21 protein-coding genes are annotated in these 23,689 nt (G+C 66.9%); 8 read left to right on the plus strand and 13 right to left on the minus strand.

From position 1 onward, the window contains the following. Window positions 1-335 precede the first annotated feature (335 nt). From AC1DZA_RS17255 to AC1DZA_RS17280, 6 genes are all read right to left on the minus strand, one after another. Window positions 336-614, minus strand: coding sequence for a hypothetical protein (locus AC1DZA_RS17255; protein ID WP_476773672.1), 279 nt, complete (start codon window positions 612-614; stop codon window positions 336-338). A gap of 26 nt (window positions 615-640) precedes the next feature. Further along, the gene (locus AC1DZA_RS17260; protein WP_476773673.1) at window positions 641-967 is read right to left on the minus strand and encodes a hypothetical protein; all 327 of its coding nucleotides are present in this window, start codon (window positions 965-967) and stop codon (window positions 641-643) included. Beyond that, window positions 964-1,284: a glutaredoxin family protein gene (locus AC1DZA_RS17265; protein ID WP_476773674.1), complete on the minus strand. Its 321-nt coding sequence runs from the start codon at window positions 1,282-1,284 to the stop codon at window positions 964-966. The genes AC1DZA_RS17260 and AC1DZA_RS17265 overlap by 4 nt, the downstream gene beginning before the upstream one ends. An 882-nt stretch (window positions 1,285-2,166) precedes the next feature. Continuing rightward, a complete protein-coding gene (locus tag AC1DZA_RS17270; RefSeq protein ID WP_476773675.1) occupies window positions 2,167-3,639 on the minus strand; it encodes a ParB/RepB/Spo0J family partition protein in 1,473 nt (490 codons plus the stop codon). 97 nt (window positions 3,640-3,736) lie between these two features. Beyond that, window positions 3,737-4,129: a hypothetical protein gene (locus AC1DZA_RS17275; RefSeq protein WP_476773676.1), complete on the minus strand. Its 393-nt coding sequence runs from the start codon at window positions 4,127-4,129 to the stop codon at window positions 3,737-3,739. Window positions 4,130-4,669: 540 nt separating this feature from the next. Continuing rightward, entirely contained in the window at window positions 4,670-5,605 is a 936-nt protein-coding gene (locus AC1DZA_RS17280; protein ID WP_476773677.1) for a DUF3560 domain-containing protein, read from the minus strand. Between the two features lie 759 nt (window positions 5,606-6,364). Here AC1DZA_RS17280 and AC1DZA_RS17285 point away from each other — a divergent pair. Together AC1DZA_RS17285 and AC1DZA_RS17290 are read left to right on the plus strand one after the other, a co-directional pair. Then, window positions 6,365-6,583: a hypothetical protein gene (locus AC1DZA_RS17285; RefSeq protein WP_476773678.1), complete on the plus strand. Its 219-nt coding sequence runs from the start codon at window positions 6,365-6,367 to the stop codon at window positions 6,581-6,583. Then, on the plus strand, window positions 6,580-6,900 hold the full coding sequence (locus AC1DZA_RS17290) for a type II toxin-antitoxin system PemK/MazF family toxin (RefSeq protein ID WP_476773679.1): 321 nt from the start codon (window positions 6,580-6,582) through the stop codon (window positions 6,898-6,900). The genes AC1DZA_RS17285 and AC1DZA_RS17290 overlap by 4 nt, the downstream gene beginning before the upstream one ends. Window positions 6,901-7,063: 163 nt before the next feature. Here AC1DZA_RS17290 and AC1DZA_RS17295 read toward each other — a convergent pair whose 3' ends face one another. Together AC1DZA_RS17295 and AC1DZA_RS17300 are read right to left on the minus strand one after the other, a co-directional pair. After that, the gene (locus AC1DZA_RS17295) at window positions 7,064-8,416 is read right to left on the minus strand and encodes a peptidoglycan DD-metalloendopeptidase family protein (protein ID WP_476773680.1); all 1,353 of its coding nucleotides are present in this window, start codon (window positions 8,414-8,416) and stop codon (window positions 7,064-7,066) included. Between the two features lie 629 nt (window positions 8,417-9,045). Next, complete coding sequence (locus tag AC1DZA_RS17300) at window positions 9,046-11,808, minus strand: RICIN domain-containing protein (RefSeq protein WP_476773681.1); 2,763 nt, start codon at window positions 11,806-11,808, stop codon at window positions 9,046-9,048. 329 nt (window positions 11,809-12,137) lie between these two features. On the opposite strand from AC1DZA_RS17300, the gene AC1DZA_RS17305 reads away from it, so the two are divergent. Together AC1DZA_RS17305 and AC1DZA_RS17310 are read left to right on the plus strand one after the other, a co-directional pair. Continuing rightward, on the plus strand, window positions 12,138-12,464 hold the full coding sequence (locus AC1DZA_RS17305; RefSeq protein WP_476773682.1) for a YegP family protein: 327 nt from the start codon (window positions 12,138-12,140) through the stop codon (window positions 12,462-12,464). 296 nt (window positions 12,465-12,760) lie between these two features. Continuing rightward, complete coding sequence (locus AC1DZA_RS17310; protein ID WP_476773683.1) at window positions 12,761-13,168, plus strand: hypothetical protein; 408 nt, start codon at window positions 12,761-12,763, stop codon at window positions 13,166-13,168. Between the two features lie 75 nt (window positions 13,169-13,243). Here AC1DZA_RS17310 and AC1DZA_RS17315 read toward each other — a convergent pair whose 3' ends face one another. Together AC1DZA_RS17315 and AC1DZA_RS17320 are read right to left on the minus strand one after the other, a co-directional pair. After that, window positions 13,244-13,660, minus strand: coding sequence for a hypothetical protein (locus tag AC1DZA_RS17315; protein WP_476773684.1), 417 nt, complete (start codon window positions 13,658-13,660; stop codon window positions 13,244-13,246). Beyond that, window positions 13,657-14,439 carry a ParA family protein gene (locus AC1DZA_RS17320; protein WP_476773685.1) on the minus strand — a complete coding sequence of 261 codons (783 nt, stop codon included), beginning with the start codon at window positions 14,437-14,439 and terminating at the stop codon, window positions 13,657-13,659. The genes AC1DZA_RS17315 and AC1DZA_RS17320 overlap by 4 nt, the downstream gene beginning before the upstream one ends. A 486-nt stretch (window positions 14,440-14,925) precedes the next feature. On the opposite strand from AC1DZA_RS17320, the gene AC1DZA_RS17325 reads away from it, so the two are divergent. Both AC1DZA_RS17325 and AC1DZA_RS17330 read left to right on the plus strand, forming a co-directional pair. Next, window positions 14,926-15,999 carry a hypothetical protein gene (locus AC1DZA_RS17325; protein WP_476773686.1) on the plus strand — a complete coding sequence of 358 codons (1,074 nt, stop codon included), beginning with the start codon at window positions 14,926-14,928 and terminating at the stop codon, window positions 15,997-15,999. 21 nt (window positions 16,000-16,020) lie between these two features. Further along, the gene (locus AC1DZA_RS17330) at window positions 16,021-16,410 is read left to right on the plus strand and encodes a hypothetical protein (protein WP_476773687.1); all 390 of its coding nucleotides are present in this window, start codon (window positions 16,021-16,023) and stop codon (window positions 16,408-16,410) included. A 65-nt stretch (window positions 16,411-16,475) separates the two neighbouring features. Here AC1DZA_RS17330 and AC1DZA_RS17335 read toward each other — a convergent pair whose 3' ends face one another. The 3 genes from AC1DZA_RS17335 to AC1DZA_RS17345 all read right to left on the minus strand — a co-directional run bounded on the left by AC1DZA_RS17335 (window position 16,476) and on the right by AC1DZA_RS17345 (window position 18,274). Continuing rightward, window positions 16,476-17,045, minus strand: a complete 570-nt coding sequence (locus AC1DZA_RS17335) for a recombinase family protein (protein ID WP_476773688.1) — start codon at window positions 17,043-17,045, stop codon at window positions 16,476-16,478. A gap of 175 nt (window positions 17,046-17,220) precedes the next feature. After that, the gene (locus tag AC1DZA_RS17340; protein WP_476773689.1) at window positions 17,221-17,616 is read right to left on the minus strand and encodes a Tn3 family transposase; all 396 of its coding nucleotides are present in this window, start codon (window positions 17,614-17,616) and stop codon (window positions 17,221-17,223) included. Window positions 17,617-17,653: 37 nt separating this feature from the next. Continuing rightward, complete coding sequence (locus tag AC1DZA_RS17345) at window positions 17,654-18,274, minus strand: recombinase family protein (RefSeq protein WP_476773690.1); 621 nt, start codon at window positions 18,272-18,274, stop codon at window positions 17,654-17,656. A 141-nt stretch (window positions 18,275-18,415) separates the two neighbouring features. On the opposite strand from AC1DZA_RS17345, the gene AC1DZA_RS17350 reads away from it, so the two are divergent. Together AC1DZA_RS17350 and AC1DZA_RS17355 are read left to right on the plus strand one after the other, a co-directional pair. Further along, entirely contained in the window at window positions 18,416-21,412 is a 2,997-nt protein-coding gene (locus tag AC1DZA_RS17350; protein ID WP_476773691.1) for a Tn3 family transposase, read from the plus strand. 514 nt (window positions 21,413-21,926) lie between these two features. After that, the coding region (locus tag AC1DZA_RS17355) for an invasin domain 3-containing protein (RefSeq protein ID WP_476773692.1) at window positions 21,927-23,689 on the plus strand (1,763 nt) is incomplete at its 3' end.

The following is a 23,689-nucleotide window of genomic DNA, read 5'->3' on the forward strand; positions in this document are numbered from 1 at the left end:
TCGTCCGATACCAACTCGGTCTCGTCCGTCGGGTCGTTGCACCAGCGAGCGCTCACAGAACTTGCCCATCACATCACCTCCCCCTGTGTCATCAGGTTCAAGGTCAGGCGGAGCCGCTCAGCGATCTCGACGAGCAGATCGAACACCACCCGGCTCTCGTCACCCACCCGTGCGCAGCGAAGCTCGCGTCAACCTGGTCACGGAGCGACCACCACTGCTCGTCATACCCGTGGTGTGGCCGGTTCATCAGGTCGACCATCTGAGGCACGTACTCGTCGATCAGCGCCCCGGGATCAGCGAGCGTCGCGAAATGCGTCACATGGCTCATCGTCCGTTCACTCATCCCCGCCTTCCACCTCCTCGCCGTCTTCGTCTTCGTCGTCGTCTTCGTGGCCCGCGGTGGGGCATTCCTCGTCGGTGCAGTCGCAGCCGCCAGGGACGTGGATCAGGCCGTCGTTGGTGAGCGCTTCAGCGATCGCTTCGACCGCGGCGGCCGCGTTGCTCCTGGCCCCGAACACGGCACCCAGAGTGGTGTCGTCCGCGGTAATCGTCGCGGTGAACGTGGTCCCGGTATTGGTGGTCGCGGTCAGGGTGATGGTGGTCAGGCTGGACACGGATGCTGCTCCTTCTCGTGGTGTGGTTATCGGGTGGCGGTCAGGTCGGCCGGGGCGCGGGTGGGCACGTCCAACCACGGCACGGTCGTGGTGGTCGCGGCCGCGGCCATCAGCTGCCGGCGCTGGTCGGCGAGGTCCGCGTGTGACGGTCCCGTCGGGACCCGGCGGGGGTTCGCGACCCGCGCCCAGTACTCCGCGTCGGCGCGAGCGGACGCGAGCTGCGCCTGCAGGTCGGTGATCGCTTCGGCGTCGCGGCGACGGCGGTCGGCGGTGTCGTCGATGGCGTCCTGGTACGCGGCGGCGTACACGGCCAGCTCGGCCGGTGTGAGCGCGGCCAGGTCGATGCCGCTCACCGCGCACCACCACCGTTGACGCGGGTGGCGAGCTGCTCGATGAGGTCGGGGCGGGCGCCGGACCAGTGCGTGAAGAACCAGTCATCGTCGGGGTGGTCCTGCACGATCACGACCGGCGCCTGCGCGTAACCCAGATTCGCGACGGTCTGCGCGGCATGCTCATCAGTGGTGACGTCGACGTACGTGAACGTGATCCCCTTGCTGGTGAGCGCCGCGGTGGTGAACGTGCACGCACCACAGCCGGGTGCGCCGATCACGGTCACCACCGGCCCCGCCGCCATCCTGGTGGGGTGTTCGGTCCGGGCGGTGTCAGCCATCGTGGTCTCCATTCGCGTCGAGGTTGATGACCCCGAAAGTGTTGGGGTGGGGTGGTGCCATCAATCGATAAATGGAATGTCCTCCCGAAACGGGCGGGCACGGAAAGGGCGGCCGCTCGCGGCCGTCGCGCAGCGACGCGAAGCCTGCCTCCACGACCGGGGTCGCGCCGGAACGGAGTTCCGTCCCCGACCATTTGTGTATGGCGGAGCGCCCTTGCAGTGGCCGGCCGTTCCGGGTACCGAGCCCCCTCGGTTGGTGGCACCACCCCACCTACCCGACCGGACCCGCACGACGCCCCCGACCATCAGCGGGGCCCGTGCGGTGGGCCGTCCATCGCTGTGGTCAGGCGCGCCCTGGCGCGGCTGTCCACGGTGTGGACGGGTCACGGTCGGACAGCACCGTCCGCGGCAGTCACGGTTGTGCACAGTTGGGTGCAGGCCAGCCCGAAGGATGTAGCTGGGCTGTGCCCATCTGTGCGCAACCGCCGCACCGCACCAGCCGCGGGAGACCGCGCGGGTCGCGTGCCGCCGGCGGGCCGGGAGGGACGAGGGCAGCGCCCTCGTGGCGCGCCGCGGTGGCGGTGCGCCCCCACACCTCGGGGACGGGACACGCCCACCGGCAGCACCCTGTTACCCAAAGGTGTTGCCCCCGATTGGCAAACCCCCTTGCCCCCGGTGGGCGTGGAGCACACAGCACAGGGACAGCTGGCATAGCAGTGAGAGAGTGCCCCCAGGCGGCTCGGCGCCGACGCTACTCCCGGAACCGGAATCCCGGTAGACGTTGTGCCCCGGATTGGGGGCCGCGCCCGCCCTTTGGAGCTCGATTCCTCGAGGGAGGCGGGCGCGGAGGCGACCCGGCTCTTACGGGCCGCCCCCACGAGCCTATGCCGTGCCGTCCTCGGCGGCGTTGGCATCCGCGTTGTCGGGTTCGGGGTATCCGGCCGCGATCCGTTCCGCCGGGGACAGGTGATGCCCCCACGCCTCCAACTGGAGCAGGTACGCGGTGTCGCGTTCGTTCGGGTACCGCCACGACTCCCGGGAGGTGGCCGCTTCCCGCGCAGAGAGCACCATCGCAAGGGTGACGTGTCCGGCCTTCGTCGGGGTGTCCTCGGCGCGCGTCGCGAGCCGGTCGCGGCCGTGGACGCCGAGCCATTCGGCGGCGAGGTTCCCGAAGTCGCGGGTGACCTCGGCGTGGTACCGGGTTAACGTGACCGCGACGAACGGCCCGGCACCCTTCGGGAGCGCCTTCCGCCCCAACATCGTCCCGATAAACGTACGCCGCGCCGCGACACTGGCGTCCCACTGCTTGTTGTTGTCGATCAGGCGGCGACGCGCGTCCCGCTTCGCTTCCTGCTCGGCCTCGACCTGCTCCGCCGACTGTTCCTCGGCGGGCACCGGGGTCGCGGACGTCGCGGTGGTGCGCCACCGGGGCTGATGCAGGTCCGGACGGGTACAGACCTCCTCGACCTCCACGTCGTCGTCGCCGGTGCCCCAGACCCGCACGGTCAACGCCCGCCCGGCACAGGCGGTGTGCTGGTCGGGGTCGATCGGGGGCCGGTCGGTGGCGTCCACGTCCGCGTCGGTCAGCGAGTAGACGCGCACGAACTCGCCGTTCTCGGGCCACCGGGACTGAAACACGGTGATCCCGTCCGCCTCATATCCGGCGATCACTTCCGCACGGTGTGCGGTCAGGGCACGGTCGGCTCGGATTTCCTCGACCACCCATCCGAGTTCGTTGTCGTCGCGACAGTCGAGGATGCGCTGCTGGGCGTCGCTGTCCCCGTCGAACTCTCCGACGAGGAGCGCACGCTCGAAGGACACCTGCTGTGCGACGGCCTGCTTGGCCGCGTCGGACTTCGCGACGGCGATGGCCGCGGTGACTCGCTCCGGGGTGTCACCGGTGCGCTTGGCGATGGTGTCCACGGTGATGCCCGCGAACGCCAACTGTTCGTACGCGACGACCCGGTCCAGTTCGGGCAGGTCGGCACGGTTGAACGTCTTCAACTGCCCCAGAATCCGATCCGTGTCCTGTCCGGGGGTGGTCCCGAAGATCGCCAGCACCTTCTCAATGCCCGCGTCCCGCGCGCCGAGGAGACGCCGCTGCCCGTCCCACACGTACACGGTGCCGTCGTCCCCGCGCCGCGCGAGCACCGGGGTCTCCACGCCCTCGCCCTGCAACTGGGACACCCAGTCCGCCCACTCGGGGGTGGTCGTGTCCGGGGTGGTCCGGATGTTCGCGTCCAACCGGGCCGCCGCGACGTCGATCCAATCGACCGACACCGGCACCGGCACCGGCGAGGGGGCCGTGGTGGGGGCCGCCGTGGTGGCGGGCTTGGTCTTGGTCTTGCTCGTCATCTTTCGTTCCTTCGTTGTTCGGTATGGTGGAGGGACCGACCGGGGAGCCAAGGCATCTGAATTGCTTTGGATCCCCGGTCTTTGTTCGTCCCGGGGGTTAGTGCGCGAGCAGTGCCGCGACGCTCGGCACGGTGGTGTGCCGGTTCGCGGCGAACCACGCGGTCACGATCGTGACGACCTGTTCGCGGGTGAGGCCTGCCGGGTCGCCGTCGACGGTGTGGCCGAGGAACAGGGCCGGGCCGTGGAACAGGCCCGGACGGCCCGACCGGTGCAGCATGACGCTGACCGTCGCGTTCAACGGTTGCCGCGGCGACCCGTCCGGGCGCAAGCACGCACCCTCGTCATCCACGAACACGTCCACGCCCACCGCGATCGTGTCCCCGACCACGTCGTACCATTCCGACCCCAACAGGTCGTTGATCCCGTCCAGCACCGTGGTCAGGGTTGCCCCGTCGACCTCGCACGCCGACAGCATCCCGTCCGCGTCCACACATATTGCCCTCATCATGTTTTTCCCTTCGGTGGGGGGTTGTTGACACCAAGATCGAGAGCGGTGGAAGGAAGCGGAGCACCCGCAGGCGCGGTTGCTAAGCGCAGCCCCTGGAGCGAAGCGGAAGGGGCGGAGTCTGCAAATAGCGCCGAAGGGTGCGCAGCTGACGAGCGCCGCTACGATCGCCGGGTCAACAACCACACACCGACGGGAACCACGACCCGGCCCGTCAGGGCCGGGGTGTTGAGGGCAGCGCCGGCCGAAGGCTGGCCCCACACAGGACAAGCACCGCGCCGCCGCCGGCGGCTCCGCACCCACCAGGTGCGGCCGGATTGGAGAGACATCCCGCTCGTCGTGCACCCCGCGACGGCAAGCGCGATGACGGCTAGAACCAGGACCACCCAATACCCTCGCGGCCAGCCTCGCCGACCTGTGCCTGCTGGTGGGTACGGTGGGCGGGTGAGGTGAACGGTCAACGTGTCGGGGCGGACGGTGTCGCTATACACCGCCCACCCCGCCACACCCCTCGACCTACACCGCCTACGCGCCGGACTGGTGTGCTTGGATCTCCGCGTACGGGACGGTGTCCGTCCAGGAGTACCCGGTGGGCACGCTGACGGTCTTCTGGTTCACCCGGACCACCTCCCGCCACACCCCACGGACCCGCACCCGGTCGCCCTTGCCGACATCCGCCCTGCTGTACCCGGTCGCGACGCCCGCGGCGACCTGGCCGGCGCGGACGCCCTGCCAATACTCGAGCTGATCCCCAAGCTCCGCGAGCCGCGGCGCCAGACGCGCCGCCCGCGCCTCCCGCATCGCCTCGGTGACCGGCACGTACCCGCGTTCGGGGTCGTAGTGGTCCGCGGTGATCTGCCGCTCCAAGCGACGGAGGTCCGCGGCGAGCTTCTCAATCCGGTTCGCGACCGTCACCGGCGCATACCGGCCGTCCGTGGTACGCGCCGCGGCGTCCGCGCGGGCCTGCGCCGCGTCGGCCGCGTAGGCCGCGTCAACGGAACGGCGCATCGCGGTGTCGGCGCGGGCGATCGCGGCGCGATGCCGTCCCTCGGAATGGTGGCCGACCTTGATCGGCTCACCCCCGGGCGGCAACGCATCCAACCGGCGCTGCACGCTCACCCAGGCCGCATCCGACGCCGCCGCCGTCCGGCTCGCCTTCGCCGCCAGCGCATCCACTCGGTCGGCCTGCCGTCCGATCTTCCCCGCCTCAACGTCGACCGTCGGCCGGTGCGCGGTATCGATCACGATGGTGACCGTGAACCCGGCCACCTCCAGCGCGGTCACCGTGCGGTCGATCTTCCACCCCTGAGCCAACCGGTCACGGCTGTGCGGCACAAACCAGCAACCGATACTCCGCCCCCACAACCACCCGCACCCCTTCAACACGTCCGCGGTGCCGTCACCCCGGGCCGTCCCGCCGATCAGCGTGCCCGCCTCGTGGCTGTGCGTAATCGTCAACATCAGTGCTCTCACTTCCCGCCAACCATTGTTTTGGCCTGGCTGGCAAGAGAAATCGATAGTGAGCGGGAGCCGGCGAAGTGCCTGCAGAGAGCGGCTGCTAAGCGCAGCGCGGAGCGCAGCGGAGGGCGAAGTCTGCAAGAAGCGACCGGAAGGCACGCAGCCGGCGGAGCGAACTACGATGACCGGCCAGGCAGGACGAAAACACCCAGAAAACACAGCGCCGGCACAGCCGGCCCCGCTTCGGTCAGGACTGCGCCGCCGACGGCTGCGCCGTCACGACGGGGAAGCGACTGATCGTGGGTTCGCCGCGACGTGGTGGGGTCCGGCGCCGATAGCATCGGTGCCATGTCAGACCCCAGCCCGTGGGCGGCCCTGGTGCCAACCGTTGTCACCAGCGCAATCACGACCCTCGTCACCATGGGCATCGTGGGGATAGTGCAGATAGTCAAGGCGCGCGGGACCCCTTGCAAAGCACTTGCCCGGGGCGGCTTGGCGGTGAGGACTGACCGGAATTCCGGCTCTGGAGCACTTTGGGTGGTGGTCGGGCGGTGATGCTCAGCCGAGGAGGATGCGGTGGCGCAGGAGCGCGAATCCGGCGCGTCCGTACACTTGGCTGGTGCCCGACCGAACAATAGATCCGCCTACGGCGGGGTCCACCCGCATCCCGCTCATACCCGTATCAAGGGTGTCGCACGTGCCGGGGCCTGCGGGCGAACCCGGTGCATGCAGCACAACCGGTATACTTTTAGTATGCCTGAAATGACGACCATCAAGGTTCCGACCGCCACGCGCGACCGCGTTCGACGATCGGCGGATGCCCACGGGGTGACCCAGGCTGCGTTGATCGATCTGGCAGTTGAGGAGCTCGAGGCCCGGGAATGGCTCGCTCAGGTAGCGGCATTCGAGCCCGACGAAGGCTACCTCCGGGAGCTGCGGGAGTGGGACCAGGCCGATATCGCCCCGGGTAGCGCCCTGTGACGGTCGAGCCCGGCGCGATCGTCTGGGTGGACTTCGACCCGACCCGAGGTCATGAACAGCGTGGGCACCGCCCCGCCCTGGTGATTTCCGAGCCAATGCGCACCGTCGCGATCGTCGTGCCCCTCACCTCGACGCCGCCGAGGATGCCGGCGCACCACCTGATGGCCGGCGAGCGGATGTCCGTCGCGCTCTGCGAGCAGGTCCGTGCGATCGACGTTGAACGGATCACCGGGAGACTCGGAACAGCCACCGCCACTGACCTCCAGACCGTGCGGACGTTCGTCGCCAGACTCATCGGCGTCAGCCCTCGAGCATAAGGCGCGCGATTTGGACCTGAACCCACAACTGATCTTCGACTACATGGTGACGTCTGACATATCGGACCGAGCTCGTCAAGCGTGACAGTTGACTCCCCGCGCGCGTCCTCGGGCCTGAGTGTCCTGTACGTCTGGGATCCCAGACGTACGGTGCGAGCCCGGGTCAGCCGAGCGGGATGCCGCGGGCCGCCATGAACGGCACCGCGTCGACGGCGACCCCGTCGAGGTGCACCTCGAAGTGGAGGTGGCATCCCGTGGAGGCGCCCGTGCTGCCCACCGCGCCGATCAGCTGGCCAGCGGTCACCGTCTGGCCGGGCACCACGAAGGTGCCGCCCGAGACGAGGTGGCCGTAGCCCGTGGCGACGCCCGAGCCGTGATCGATGAGGATCCAGTTGCCGAGGCTGCCGTTGGGCGCGGCGTCGACCACGACGCCGTCGGTCGCCGCGTACACCGGGGTCTGGCAGGCGGCCGCGAGGTCGGTGCCGCGGTGGAAGTCGTTCACGCCGGGGATCGGCTTGACCGGACGGGGGCCGAAGCCGTCGCTGATGCGACCCGCCACGGGGAGCGCCCAGCCCTGGTCGCTGAGTTGGCCGGCGTCGGCGGGCAGCGACTGGATGAGCGAGATGCTGCTGGCGGCGACCCGGCTGTCCTCCGCGGCCCTGGCCTGCACGTCCTCGAGGTCTTGCCGGGCATCGGCGAGGGCCTGCTCGGCGTTCGCCACGTCGTCTTCGAGCGCCTCGACCGGCACCTCGTCGACGGCCGTCCACGCGGCGTCGGCACGCTCCTGCGCGGTCTCGGCCTCGGCCGTGCGCTTCTCGACGATGGCGAGCAGCTTCTCGGCGTCGCCGGAGATCTGCTCGACCCGGGCGAACCCGCCGAGTCCGGCGAGGAGGTCATGGCCCGCGCCGAACGCCGCGGGCATCGAGGAGAGCGTGGCGCTGCCGCCACCGCGTGCCGCGGCGACGTAGACGCGCTTCGCGGCATCGACGTCCTGCTGGGCGGCGTCGGCGACGTCCTGCAGGCGCTGCGCGACCGCGCGGGCCACCTCTTGCGTGGCACGTGCGTCGGCGAGGGCGGCCTCGGCCTCGCGCAGCTCGGTCGTGGCTTGCGTGATCGCCGACCGGGCGGCGACCAGTGCGGCGTTCTGGGCCTGGGCCGCTGCCGAGACGGTTCGCGTGGTCGGACGGTACGAGGAGCTCGTGCGCGGCGTTCCGGTCGAGGGTGCGGGCGGCTGCGTGCCGGGGGCCGAAGTCTCGGGCGGCGTCGTCGGGTCGGTGGTGGCCGGAGGCTCGGTGGGCTCAGGGGTCGGCGTCGGGTCGGGCGTGGGCGTCGGATCCGGAGTGGGCGTCGGCGTCGGCGTCCGCGTGGGATCAGGAATGGGCGTCGGATCGGGAGTCGGCGTGGGCATCTCCGTCGGCGCGGAATCCCACGACGTGGCATCGGACGTCGGGGTCGGCGGGATCTCCTCCGCGAACGTGGGGGCCGCACCGAACATGACGACAACGGAGGCTGCCACGAGGGCCACGGCACCACGACGCGCGCCCCAGGCATACCAGGGGCGATCCTCGCCGAAGTCCGTGCAGCGTTGCATCATGTGGTTCCGGTTCGGGTCACCGACGATGCCAGTCTGACATCAAGGAAGGAGTCAGACAACCGTTCCGATCGCCCTAGTCCGCGGGACTGCCGAGGTCCCGTTCCATTTCCGCGCTACCCGGCCGGGGCTGACGAGTGCGGCAGCGACGCCGTGTTGCATTTGCAAAGAGGTTGCGCCGCGAGAACATACGCTTCCTGCGCCAGCGCGGCGGCGTCCCAACGGCATCCGACACGCCCACCGGCGAACCCCCGAATGTACCCGAGCGCTGACCCAAGGTACATCCGGCCGCCGCGACGTCTCTTATGACGATCGGCGGATTCTGGCGGTCATCGCAACAGTAGGTCGCCGATGAGCTCGATCGGCTTCTTGGGGCCTGTCCGAAATTCAGACAGTCCCCGGCGCTGACTTTTCGGACACGTCAGAGCGGACGAAAAGTCAGCGCGGTTCACTTCGGGCCGGTACTTGTATTCGGCAACGTCACATAGACCGCTGCTTCGCTCCTGCCGGGTCTGTCCGAATGTTCGGACAGGCCCGGCAGGACGGTGACCGGGTTAGAGGATGGGTTCGAGTTCCCAGGACTGGTTGGTTTGGTTGTTGCAGTCCCATTCGCGGACGGCGGCGCCGGGGACGATGTTTCCTCCGCTGACGTCGAGGCATTGTCCGGCGTGGGTGTAGTTCTCGATGATGCTTCCTCCGCTGGTTGGGTTGCCGCTGATCCGCCAGAGAGTGTGGTCTAGGTCACACCGGGTGAAGTCGCTACTCTCGCCGGCGCCGCTATCGACGCCGGCATTGTTCTCGGCGTCCAAGCACTTCCCGGTGTCGCGGTTGATGAACCGGAACAACCCGTCACCGGCGGGCACGATCTCCCATTGCTGGATGGGTGGCGTGGCGGTCAGGTTGACCGGGGCGATTTCCAGTTCGGCGGTGGCGGCACTGGTGGGGGCGAGGTAGCCGGTGGTGAGCGTCCCGGTAGGCCGGATCGTGTAATACGGGGTCGCCGCGAACACCTGCACCTCGGCGAGGCTGAGGTAGTCGGTCTTGCCGACGAACTGGACCATGACGTAGCGGGCCTTGACTTCGCTGTCGCGGTAGACGGTGGCGGAGGCCCCGGTCACGGCCGGGCCGTAGGCGACCGTGGTATGTGCTCGGTCTAGCTGCGCGGTGGGCGTTTTGGTCGGGTCGGGTTTGTCTTCGGTGGCGTACACCCGGTAGCTGCCCAGCCGAGCGGTGCAGCAGTCGGTGCGGTTGAAGATCTTGATCGAGCTGATCTCCTGCAGGGAGCCCAGGTCGGTCATCCACCAGGCGTTGGCGTCGTTGCCGGTGTGGGTGACCGATCCGGAGTCGTAGCTGCCGTTGGTATTCCCGTCCACCGCCACAGAAGCACCGGCCACCAGTGGAAGGTAGTTCGAGGACTGGCTAGCAGTGGACTTCCGGGCCACGTTCGTGGCCGGCGGCGGGGTCACAACCCGCACATCGAAGGCCTGGTTGGCCCCGCCAGACCACTTACAATCATGGACACCTATCTGGGCGTATTCATTGGTGTTCTCACTGAGCGCATCCATGCACTTCCCGGTGTGCGCGGCGCTCTGCGCCGTGATCAGAGTGTGCGGCTTGGCACTGGCCGTGACGGCAAAACCCCAGTCCTCGGAGCCTGGGCACTCCCTGGTCTGGAGCAGGTTGTAGCCGCCCGATGACACCACGGTGAGGCAGTAGCCGGTACCGACGTTCTTGAAATGCCAGGTACCATCCTGCTCGCCGGCGACCATCTCCCACAGCTGCGTCGGCCGCCAACTCGTCGCAGTGACATCGTTCCGGGTCAGCACATCGGAACCAGAACGCCAGAAACGGGGCTCCAGGACCCGGTTGCCGTACCCCGCACCGGTCGCCTTGATCGTCATGTACAGCTTCGGCGGCAACTCGAAGCAGAGACTGCTCTCGTTACCGGTCGCCGGGTAGCTGACCAGCGCAGAGTAATCGATCACGTTCCCGGCCCCATCGCAACGGGCATCCTCCGCGGGCACAAATTCTGCCCCGTCCCCGACCACCGCCGGCCCGGACATCGTGGTACGGCTGGCCAGTGCTGCGTGGAGGGCCTGCTGCGCCGAGGTCGCCACCACCCCGGTCGCGTCGATCGTGCAGACGATATCGGCGCTTCCACCGTCAGCCGGACACACCAACGGCAACGGTTGCGTCCCATCCTGAGTGAGGTTCTCCTCCGGGTTGACCTGCTGGGCCTCGTAGATGCCGGCGACCTGATCCAACCGCATCGAGTACCGCGGCAACGCGGTCGTGGCATTCGCCGCGAACGCGGAGTAATGATCGCGGGTGCGAACACCGCGCGCTACCGCGTACCGGTACTCGCTCACCAACGCCGCATCCACCCGCAACCGGACCACCTCGTCCACCCGCGGGTCCCGCGGCACCCGGGCGTCGCCGCGCTGCACCGCCCGCGCCTGCGCAAGCCGAATCGCGTCGATCGTGGGCTGCCCGACCTGCAGGGCCGCCCGAGCGTGGCCCGTCCAGTCGAACAGCACCGATCCCGCCGCCGCCATCCCCTCCGGGGTGCCCAACGTACGCACCTCCTCCGTCGGCGTACGGAGCACCTCGGTCTGTTGGGTAGATATGTTCTGCGCCACATACTGGGTGATCCCCGTGGAGATCGAACCAGACACCGCATGCACCGCATGCACCAACTCATGCGCCAACGCCAGATCCGCCGGCACCACCAGCGTGCCGCCCCGGTAGGAATACGTCACCGTCGTCACCCGCGGGAAATACACAATCGCGTACGCCCCCTCCCCATTCGTCGACGCCGGCTGCGGCGTACTGGTCGCGAACCGGGCCTGACTAGCCGGCATCCCGATCACCACATTGATCCCCGCCGCAAACCCATCACCCCGCAGGAACGTCATCACCCCCGGCGAGTTCCACCCACCCGTCCGAGTCGGCAACGGCGCAGCCGCCCCCAGAAACCGCAAAATCAACTGCCCCTCCGCATTCGTGCCCATGATCCGGATGTACTCCTGGATCATCGCCAGATACGCCGCATCCGCCGGCGCCGGATACGGTGCCCCCTGACCGGCCTGGAACACGTTCACCTCCCGCGTCCCCAACTCCCCCGTATACACCGCCACCCCCGGCGCGACCACCGTCACCGGCACCAACGGCGACCCCGCCTCACTGGTCCGCACCTCCAGATGCGACCCCACCGCCGGCGACCGCGTCGGCGATGCCTGAGGATCCACCGCGAACGCCGCCCCCACCGGCGCCACCACCACCCCTAATACCAAAACCACCGCGAACCACGTCCCCAACCACCGACCCGAACGCTTCCCCGCCAACCCCGTACCAGACACGCCCGCCTCACTCCCCGCCCCGCCATTGGAACGTGATCGGACACTACCCCACCCCACCTACCCACCCACACCCACCCACAACTGGGGGCACAACCACCCGAACCAATCAGATATCGTCCGCCCCAACTACCCGACAAGACCCCGTACCGTGAATCCGAACATCAAGAGCGAAGGCGAGCTCGCGGTCGGTCTGGCGGACGCAGCCACTCGGTGCGGCTCGAACGGGGGGGGGCATCGGCGACTACCCCGAGCCAATACGGTGGCAGGGACGAACTCGGGGGGGTCGGATGCGTTACAGCGTTGGCCAGAAATCAGCAGGCGCGTTCACGTGGTGGTTGTACTCACGAAGTGACCTGGTCGCGTGGGCCGGTGAGACGTTCGACTCGGAATGGATCGCGCTCAGAGCCGCTGGCGCGTTCAAAGCGGGCGCGGGTACCGCCCGGTACGAGACATACCAAGACGCCGCGCAGCAGTGGCGGTGGCGGGCATCGCGCTCCAACGACAAAATCGCCGCATCCGGGGAGAGCTTCATCAGCGAAGCCCACGCGGAACGCGGCGCCGTCAACGTACAACAAAACGCCGGCCACGGCGACGGCCTCAGGCCCACCGTCTAACGAAAAGGTGGTTCCAATAATCTCCCTCAAGTGCCGAGCGGACGACCTTTGCGGAAGCCGCCCTGATTCGGTGGGAACGGCTCACCGTTGTTGAATTCAGCGGCAAGACGCGCAACCTCACGTTCAAGCGCCCCTTCAACAAGCGCCGTCATCGAGGTATACCCACCCGGATAAGACGAAGTACGCAGTACGCTTGATTGGGGGCCACTGCGACGGCTTGATTGAGGGCCACCTCGTCCTACGGCGCTAGGACTCCCCCACCCGCGGCCTGCCATGGTCCTCGATAAAGTGCCGTCATGACCGACTGGGAAGTCTTCCGACCGCGGCTCTCAAAGGTGATGAGCGACGCCGCACAGAACGCCGAAGTCGTTCGGCGAGCCCTCGCCGAACAGACCGCCCGCACCGGGAAGCCCTTCGCCGTCGTCGCGCTGGCGAAGTACGGGCCCGTCTACGGCATCATCGCCGGCTACAACCGTCCAGGCGAGGTCTACCAGGCCATCGCGTTCCCGACCGACGGCGCTGACGAATACGTCGATTACTTCCCCGAATTCGCGCCCGTGGTCTCGTCGAAGCACTTCCTTCCCGTGATCGTCGAGCCAACCGGTCCTGTGAAGATCCGTGTCTCCTACAGTGAGGACTCGAACGAGGGCAGCCCCGCAGGCTACTTAGATTTCGAGGTTGATCTCATCCACACCATCCTGTAGCCCGTTGCGCTCGCGCACCGCGCGATGTCCGTGGACATTCGTCGACTGGGGCTGCGCACGCGGTAATGACGGGCCTCAAGCCTGATGCGCGCCCCACTTCGAGCGGATGGCTTCTTCGACGATCGCACGTTGCGTCAGCCCGGTCCTGACAACCGTGTCCTCGATGAGGTCGAGTACGTCGATTGACACTCTCGTCGAGAATGCCACGGCAACGTCACGTTGCCTGGGCCTGCCGACGCGACCCGTTCGAATGGTCTCCGGCCTTGCGACTTCGGCGGTGGGTGCAAGTGGCGTCTCCACTCCAGGAGCGGCGCGCTCGGCGGCAATCGTCGTCGGCTCCTTCGCATCCAGGTCAACACCATCGGAGCGCTCGACCCGGTCACGAGCTGCGGTTATGGATGGTGGTATGAAGTCGATTGGGTCGGTGCCCTCGTCTGCGGCCGGCCGCGGCGCCCGGCGCAGTGATGCTGGTCGTTCTGGCAGGTCGCTCACTTGATTTCCCTCCCAAGGATGGAGCCCGCGATGGATTTGTATGCGTCGAGGATGTCTTTTCCCTTGCGGTAGTCTCCGTACCAGAGGCCGGCCATACGCACCTCAGCGACGATCGCCAGCTGCTGCACGATCGGCTCATGCACGTGACCTTCGCTTCGGAGCTGGTCAATGGCTTCAATCTCCGGGAGGCTCAAGAAGCCTGTTCGGTCGCGCGTCACCACGATTCCGGCTTCAGTAAGCGTCGCGGGGAATCCCATGCGCTCACGGTTGCGCATGAACTGCTGGACGGTGAAACGCGCTCCCTTGACGCCATCAACTCCGTCCCCGCTGGCTTTTGCCGCGTATACAACCGAGTCGGATGCGTTCAATGCTGAGAGCGTGAGAGGCCCACCTTGGCGGTTCGGGCAATCAATTACGACGAGGTCGGATTCGAGTCCTTCGAGCGATGCCCTAAGACGTACTTCGGCGTGATCGGCTCGGTCTGCCTCCCGGTTCGAGACGCTGCGGGCTGACGGGATCATCCGAAGATTCGGCGAGAATTCGGTAGGCACAGCGAGCTCCTCCGCCCACCCCTCCGGATCGGGATTCCCCAGGATTGCGCCGACGTGGAGCCCTTCGTCCTTCGGCTCCACGTTTAGCCACTTCGTTGATGCGCCTCGCGGGTCGAGGTCTATCAGTGTGGTTCGCACTCCTTCACGTGCCGCGATGGTGGCTAGCGATACCGCCGCCGTTGTCTTTGTGACCCCGCCGCTTTCGCTGTAGACCATCAGCGTTTTCATTTTCGACACTCCTTCATTATTGCATGTATGCATTAACGCCTGCATGCATTTATCCGTTGGCGAGACGGGTTCAACTAGCCCATGAGAGTTCTCAATTACTTCTTTCATGCAAGTATGCGTGTCTGCATGCAGACTTGCAAGCTTGCTTGCATGAATGTGAGGTTGCTTCCATGGGCTTGGCCCAGCTTTAGGAGCGAGCTCGCGCCGGAGGATGTAGCGCGGGACCCCGCCCGAAATCGAATAGTCCCGTCTGGTCGGCTCCTGTTCCGAGTCCCGTTGTCGCTATTCCGATTTCGGGGGCTGGTCGTGTCCATTCCATCTATTCGTCATGTCAACGGCGAATGACCGAGGCCACCGCGATTATGTGAACGCGCGTCTGAAATGTCAGTGCGTTAGATTGCGGATGGGCCGTGCTCCTTTGCGGCGCGTTCGACGTGGAACGGAAAGGGAAACTGGATGCGAGTACGAATGATGTGCGGGGCGGCTGTGGCCGCGGTGGCGTTGGTAGGGGGAGTGGCCGTGCCAGCTCAGGCGTCGAGCGCCGACGTTGATGTGTTCGATCCGATCCAGCTGTTGACGATGGCGGCCCCCGACGTCCTGGAGAAGACCGGGAGCGTCGAGGACGTGACGGTGGTATCGCCGTCGACGCGGAGCGGTAGCGCCGATGTCGTCGTGACGAAGGACTTGGCGGCGTTCGATACCGGCGAGGAAACGGTCACCGTGCCGGGATCGTTCTCGGTGACTGTCCCCGACTCGCGGGTGGTGGCGGAAACGGGCGGCCTATCGGTCCTGGACAGCGGTGAGGGAACAGCAAGGTATGTGCAGCCGTTGAACACGGGTCTCGGGTTGATCACCGCGATCTCGGACCCGGCTGCCACAGAGTCGTTTTCGGTCGACCTCGATGTGCCGCAGGGGACACAGCTGCAGGCGCTGCCGGACGGAACCTACGTGCTCCGGGCACCCGACCAGAGCGGAGTTGGTTCAGTTCGCGCGGCGGCCGCGTTCGACATCGACGGGAACGCGTTGCCCACGACGTATCAGTGGGAGACGGATGGCATCCTGACGCAAACAGTGGACGCGAGCAAGGCGTCGGGTCCGATCGTCGCACCGATGTACTGGACCTACGGATACCTCATCAAGATCGACCGGATGACGACCGCGCAGAAGTCCGAAGCCGTGCACAACTCCATGCGGAACAACTGCTTCAACTGCGTCTTCCCAGTCCAGGGTGCACCGGCAAGATGGCCTGCGATGGAGCAGCACCTGCCGCTCTACGTTGGGGTTCCCCTGATGAACTTCGCTTGCGTATTCAACGGGTCGTTCGCGGAGTGGTACGGCGGATCGTTCTACTGGGGCTTTGACTTCCGAGCTGCGCCGGGCCATATCGACGGCGTTGGATCGACCATCGCGTTCCAGATCATCCCCGACGTGAATGGCCCCCAGCGGTCACTCTGGGTCGACGCATGGGTCATGAACGATCTCGTGAACAACGACGCCTACCGGGTGGGTGCGCTTACGAAGTGGCTCGAGTTCGCAGACAAGCTGTCCGCAGCCAGCTAGCCGCGAATGTCTCCCTCAACCGTGCGCTTCCTGGTGCCATTCCCAGCCGTCCCGGTGGTCGCGTTCGGCGGCACCCTGATCGCGATCGGACCAGTCTTTATCGGGGAGCTCTGGATCGGCGGCGATTTGGGGTGGCTGCTGTTCTTATGGCCATTCGCTATCATGATCGGCACTGGGATCGGGATTGTCGTCGCGGGCGGCGCGACACTCTTGCGCCTAGCGGTCCGCGGTCGACCTGACCGCAGGATGATCGCCGCGGTCTACTTCGCAGCCACAGCAGTGGTGCTGTTCGTCGGGTGGATGTGCCTCACAACGGGGACACAGCTGATCGGCGCAATCGTGGTCAGCCTGGTCAGCGCCGGCGTCTCGACCGCGACGGCAGCGTTCCCTCTGGTTAGTCGCGGGGGTTGAGCCGCATCGGAACGGTGAGTCACGTTTAGGTGCTCGGACGGCTGAGCTGTCGGTGACCGGTGGCGTCACTCGGGGGCAGTGGCGGCGTGGGTGAGGGTTTTGTGTACGACGCCGATGGAGATGCCGAGGCCAGTGGCGATGGTGCGGATGGTTTCGCCGCGGGCGCGCCGGGCGAGGATCACGGCGCGTTTGTCGTCGTCGACGACGGGTCGGCGCCCGCCGACCCGTCCGGCGCGGCGTGCGGCTTCGAGCCCGTTTCTGGTTTTCGCGGCGATGTCGCGGCGGCGGTCTTCGGACAGGGCCAGGGCAAGGTCAAGGATCAGGGACCGCTGGGTGTGTTCGCCGGCGGCGATGCCGTCGAGGACTTTCACGGCGATACCACGGTGGAAGAGGTCGTTGAGAACGAGGAGTCCTTCGAGGAGGTTCCGGCCGAGGCGGTCGACTTCCTGGACGGCGAGCATGTCGTCGGGGCGCACATGCGAGAGCGCCTCGAGCAGGACGGGCCGATCGGTGGTGGCGAGCTTGCCCGAGGCCTTCTCGTCGAACACTTTCCAGCAGATCGGGTCCAAGGCGTCGTGTTGCCGGCGGGTGTTCTGCTTCTCGGTCGAAACCCGAACCAGACCGATCAGCGCCATCGAGCAGCACCTTCCTGTTCATCAAACGCCTGTTCCGACGTAGTCGAACGCTAGCAGTTGATGAACGGTCAGATGAACACTCTCGGCCGCGAAACGCCGTCGCAGGTGGGGCGGGTGGTGGTGTTCGGGTTTCGGTCGTTTGATGAACGCCGCGTTCCGCTGCTGTCGCTGGTGTTCATGTCTCGTCGTCTTCGCTTGCGTCGGGGTCGCGTAGCTCCCGGATGGCGCCGGGCGCGAGGTCGGGGGTGGCGAACGTGTAGGTGCCGTGCACGCCGAGGTGGGAGTGGACGAAGGGTGAGAGCCTGGCCAGGTCCTCTTCGCGGATCGGGTAGCCCTGCTCGCGCAGCTCGGTGACTGCGGCGTCGAGGTAGCAGGTGGTCCACAGGGTGACGGCGTTGAGGACAAGTCCGAGGGCGCCGAGCTGGTTCTCGAGGCCGTGTTCGTATCGGTGGTAGAGCTCGCCCTTCTTGCCGTGGCAGATCTTCCGTGCGAGGGAGTGGCGGTTCTCCTGGAGGTTTCGGATGTTCTTGATGTCGCGGCGGTAGGACTCGTCGACGTCGATGTAGCTCAAGATGGGGCCCGAGTAGTAATGGAACGAGATTGTGTGATTAGCGTGTGGCGCTGATGGTCTCGGCCGAGTTGTGGGCGGCTGGATCGCTGAGGGTTGGTGAGGTTCGGTTGAGGTAGCCGTAGATCGTGGATCTGGGAACGCGGAGGAGGCTCGCGATCTGTTGGACGGTGTGGTTGCGGTCGTCGTAGAGCTTCTGGGCGTGGGCGGCTTGCTCGGCTGTGAGTCGCGGTCGTCGGCCGCCGGTGCGGCCGCGTGCTCGGGCTGCGGCGAGGCCGTCGCGGGTGTTGGCGATGATGAGTTCGCGTTGGAACTCGGCGAGGACTGACAGCATGCCGAACATGGCGCGCCCTTCGGGGGTGCTCGTGTCGATGCCTTGCTCGAGCACCCGCAGTCCCACGCCGCGGGCTTGGAGAGCGGCGCCGAGGGTGACGAGGTGCAGCATGGATCGGCCGAGTCTGTCGAGTCTGGTGATGACGAGTTGGTCGCCGGCCCGGTTCGCGGATGCGAGGGCCTTGTCGAGCTCGGGGCGGCTGGCGCGGGAGCCGGACGCGGTGTCGAGGTAGATGTGCTCCGCGTCGACGCCGGCACGAGTGAGGGCGTCGATCTGGTGGTCCGGGTTCTGGTCCGCGGTCGAGACCCGGGCGTATCCGATCAGCATCCGCCGACAATAGCAGCGGGAATGGTTTCCCGACGTTGGTTCTCGACGCCAGTTATCGACGCACTTCGGTCGGCGTGTCGCCGGTAGGGTGGTGGTGTCGGTAGAGGATCGTTTGTCGACAGGGTTTGTCGGGGAGCGTGCGTGCCGGTCAGTTTTGTGTCGACGGATCGGCAGGACGCGTACGCGCGGTATGGCGAGGTTCCGGATCGAGCGCAGCTGGATCGGTTCTTTCATCTGAGCGCCACTGATCGGGAGTTGATCTCCAAACGGCGAGGCCCGCACAACCGACTCGGGTTCGCGGTGCAGCTGGGAACGGTACGGTTCCTCGGGGTGTTCCTGCCGGATCCGACAGCGGTGCCGGCGGACGTGGCGGAGTATGTTGCCTGCCAGCTGGGGATCGTGGACTGGCGGGTGCTGCGGGAGTATCCGCGTGATGGCACGAATCGGTTGCATGCGTCGGAGATTCGGGCCGCGTTCGGGTACCGGGATTTCAGCCACAAGGACAGCCGTGCAGCGTTCGACGGGTGGTTGCAGGCGCGGGTACAGATTGGTGCGGAACGGCCGTCGGTTCTCTTCGACTTGGCGACGGCGTGGCTGCTGGAGGCGAAGATCCTCTTACCCCGCCCGTCGACGTTGATGCGGGTGATCGCCCAGGCTCGTGAGGAGAGCAACACCGGCGTCTGGGATGCATTGGCGATGATGCCCGATCCAGCGCAGCGAGCCCGATTGGAAGCGCTGGTCGTAGTGGAGCCCGGTTCACGCTCCTCGGAGCTGGACCGATTGCGCCGCGCGCCGACGCGAGTGTCGGCGGCAGGCTTGCTGGGTGCGCTGACCCGGGTGGAAGAGATTCGAGCGCTCGGCGTCGGTGGGCTGGATGTGTCGCAGGTCCCGCCCAGCCGGGTTGCAGCGCTGGCCCGCTATGGGGTGGTCGCGAAGGCGCAAACAGTGGCGCGGATGGGCGAGCAACGGCGAGTCGCGACGTTGCTCGCGGTGGCGCAGCGGTTGGAGACCGCGGCCACCGATGACGCCCTCGATCTGCTCGACCAGGTGCTCACTGGTTTGCTCGCCCAGGCCGATCGGGCGGGGAAGAAGGAACGCGCCCGTGCCCAGCCTGCGATAGACAGCGCCGCCCTGGCCCTGTCCAAAGCGGTTCAGGTGCTGCTTGGCTCGCCCAGTGGTGACGTAGCGGAGCTCTGGGACGCGATCAGCCGCCAAGTGTCACGTGGCGAGCTGGAGACCGCGGTGGCGACGTTGTCCCAACTCGACGTGGTTCCCGTGGACGCGCACATGAACGATCTGATGAGCCGGTACGCGTCGACGCGTCGGTTCCTGCCGGCGCTGCTTCGCATCATGCAGTTCGGCGCCGGACCCGGTGGCGAACCGGCACTGGAGGCGTTCACCGCACTGAACCGGTTGGAAGGCCGGCACAGCATCCGCGTCGACGAGGTCCCGACCGAGCTTGCCACCGGAATGTGGCGGCAACGCATCGAAGGTGACAGCGGGCAACTGGACCGCCGCTCGTACACGTTCCTGGTGCTGGAGAAACTCCGCGACGGACTACGCCGGCGAGACGTGTTCGCGCCCGGAAGCGACAGGTGGGGCGACCCACGTGCGAAGCTCCTCGAAGGCGCCGCCTGGGAGGCCGCTCGGCCCACCGTTGCCGCCGGCTACGGACACCACCTCGACGCCCACCACCAGATCGACGCCCTCGCTGCCGAACTCGACGACGCATACCTCGCCGTTGCCGGCCGGATAGGCGAGAACCCTGCCGTGCGCATCGAAGCCACGGGCGGCAATGCCCGCCCTGTCCTCACCCCATTGGACCGGCTCGAGGAACCTGCCTCCCTGATCGCCCTCCGCGAGCAGATCAACGCCCGCATGCCACGCGTGGACCTTCCCGACCAGCTCCTCGAAGTTGCAGCATGGACCGGGTGCCTCCGCGAGTTCACCCACATCTCTGAAGGCGCTACCCGCGCGAAGGATCTCGACCTCAGCATCTGCGCTGTCCTCCTCGCCGAAGCGTGCAACATCGGCCGTGAACCCGTGACCCAGCCCGCGAACCCCGCTCTCACCCGCGCTCGACTGTCCTGGACCGATCAGAACTACATCCGCGCCGACACCATCGCCGCTGCGAACGCCCGCCTCGTCGACGCACAAAGCCGCATCCCGATCGCGGCGGCATGGGGCGGAGGCGACGTCGCCTCCGCCGACGGACTCCGCTTCGTCGTCCCGGTCCGGACCCTCAACGCCGGCCCGAACCCGAAATACTTCGGCGCCGGCCGCGGCATCACCTACCTCAACTTCCTCTCCGACCAATTCGCCGGCTTCCACGGCATCGTCATCCCCGGCACTCTCCGCGATAGCCTCTACATCCTCGACGGGCTCCTCGAGCAACAAACCAGCCTTCAACCCAGCGAACTGATGACCGACACCGCCGGCTACTCCGACCAGGTCTTCGGCCTGTTCCGACTGAACGGCTACCAATTCAGTCCCCGCCTCGCTGACATCGGTGCCACCCGGTTCTGGCGGATCAACCGCACCGCCGACTACGGTCCCCTCAACGACCTCGCCCGGCACCGCATCAACACCGACCTGATCGCCACCCACTGGGACGACCTACTTCGCATCGCCGGCAGCCTCGCCACTGGAACCGTGAAAGCCTCCGAACTGCTCCGCGTCCTCCAAGGCAACGGCCGGCCCACCCCGCTGGGCCGCGCCCTGGCCGAATACGGCCGCATCGCGAAGACCATCTACCTTCTCGCGTACCTCGACGACGAGGGATACCGGCGCCGAATCCTCACCCAGCTCAACCGCACCGAAGGCCGCCACGCACTGGCCCGCGACGTGTTCCACGGCGAACGTGGACAACTCCGCCAACGCTACCGAGAAGGACAAGAAGACCAACTCGGTGCCCTCGGCCTCGTCGTCAACGCCATCGTGCTCTGGAACACCCGCTACATCGACGCCGCCGTCGAAGAACTCCGCGCCGAGAACTACCCCATCAACGCCGACGACCTCCAACGCATCTCACCCCTCGGCCACGACCACATCAACCTCCTCGGCCGCTACCACTTCAGCACCACCACCATCCCCAAGACGGGCCTCCGCCCCCTCCGCGACCCAAACACCCCCGAATAGCCGCGCATCAGCGTCGACGGGCGGCTAATCACACAATCTCGTTCCATTACTACTCAGACCCCTACGACGCATCGCCACGGGCACCGGCCGGTGACCGTGGCGATGCGGGAAGCCCGCGGGCAGCGGTTGGCGCCGAAGCTTGCCGAGCTGAGCGACCGGCTCGCGCACTGGCAGGGCGTCCGCAGCGTCACCGGCGTCGACCGTTCGGCGCATCGCTGTGTCGGCACTTCCATTGCGACAGACCCGAAGCACCGTCTACACGAGGGTATTCCCGTTGACGCTGGAGTCCCCCATTTCGGGGTACAGAACCTATACGGGTGTTGCGGGCGGGTCTCAAACTGAGGCATTGTCTGGATTGCTTCACCATTTCCTTCGTTCGTTTTGCTAATCGTTTGTGAAGGTTGAGCGTCTCGTGCTTTCTCTCGATGTTGCGTCGCGTCGGTCCGGTTCAACCCATGCTGGGCGTGGCCTCCGGCCATCGGGGCGGACGGGTGCCCGTGCCCGGGCGCGGGCGTTGATCGCGGCACTGGTCGCGGCGGCACTGCTGGTGGTCGGGTTCCCGGCGCCGGCTTCAGCCGCGACGACCGGGTGGGCGCCCGATACTACCTTCGCGTCGAGTCTCGGCACCGGCTTCAACAACGTCGTGATCGCGGTTGCGGTGCAGGCGGACGGCAGGATCCTCGAAGGCGGAACCTTCACGTCGGTGAACGGGGTCACCGCGAACCGGTTGGCCCGGCTGAACGCGGACGGCACGTTGGATACCGCGTTCAATGCGAATCTCGGGACCGGCTTCACCGGCAGCCCCGGCGACGTGATCGCGGTTGCGGTGCAGGCGGACGGCAAGATCCTCGTAGGCGGAACCTTCACGTCGGTGAACGGGGTCACCGCGAACCGGTTGGCCCGGCTGAACGCGGACGGCACGTTGGATACCGCGTTCAATACGAATCTCGGGACCGGCTTCACCGGTGGCACCACCGGCGTGTCCGGGATTGCGGTGCAGGCGGATGGTCGCATCGTCGTCGCTAGCGGCACGACATCAGTGAACGGGGTCGCCGCGGCTGGGTTGGCCCGGTTGAACGCGGATGGCACGGTGGATACGGCGTTCGCGACCAGTCTCGGGACCGGCTTCACCGGCGGAACCGCCACCACGTACCACGTGGCAGTGCAGGCGAATGGTGGCATCCTCGTCGGCGGTAACTTCGCGTCAGTGAACGGGGTCGCCGCGAACTCAGTGGCCCGGTTGAATGCGAATGGCACAGTGGACACGGCATTCGCGACCAGTCTCGGGACCGGCTTCAACAGCACCGTGCTAGAAGTTGTCCCGCAGGCGGATGGTGGCATCCTTGCGGGCGGCTCCTTCACGTCAGTGAACGGGGTCGCCGTGAACTCAGTGGCCCGGTTGAATGCGAATGGCACGGTGGATGCGGCGTTCGCGACCAGTCTCGGGACCGGCTTCAACAACGGTGTGAGCTCGGTGGTAGTGCAGGCGGATGGTGGCATCCTCGCCGGCGGCTCCTTCACGTCAGTGAACGGGGTCGCCGTGAACCGGTTGGCCCGATTGAACGCGAATGGCACCGTGGACACGGCGTTCGCGACGAACCTCAGCACCGGCTTCAACAACAGTGTGAGCTCGGTGGTAGTGCAGGCGGATGGTGGCATCCTCGCCGGCGGCTCCTTCACGTCAGTGAACGGGGTCACCGCGAACCGGTTGGCCAGATTGGTGCAGGTGACCGTGGCCCTAGCCCCGATCCCGGGCCAGAACTCGGCCGCGGGTGAACCGCTCACCGTCCAGGTCACCGCGACGAGCACCAGTGCTGACCCAGTCGTGTACGCAGCATCCGGGCTCCCGGCCGGGTTGAGCATCAACCCGTCGACCGGGCAGATCACCGGCACCCCGACCACGACGGGCACCTCTACGGTCACGGTGACCGCGACCAGTGCTGGGGTGACCGATCAGGCCACCTTCACCTGGACCATCACCAGCGCGGACCCGGCCACGTCGACGATCACCGCAGCACCGGGCAGTATCCCCGCGAACGGGACATCCACATCCACGGTCACGGTCACCGTGCTCGATGTGAACGGCAACCCCGTCGGGACCGGGGGCGCCACGGTCACGATGTCGACCACGCTGGGTACCCTGGGCGCGGTCACGGATGTGGGCAACGGGACATACACCGCCACGTTGACGTCGGGCATCACGGCGGGCACCGCGACGGTCGGGTTCACGCTGAACGGCACCGGGGGTACCGCTACCAGCCAGGTGGTGTTCACGGC

It is taken from the genome of Agromyces sp. P2_B3, assembly GCF_056404815.1.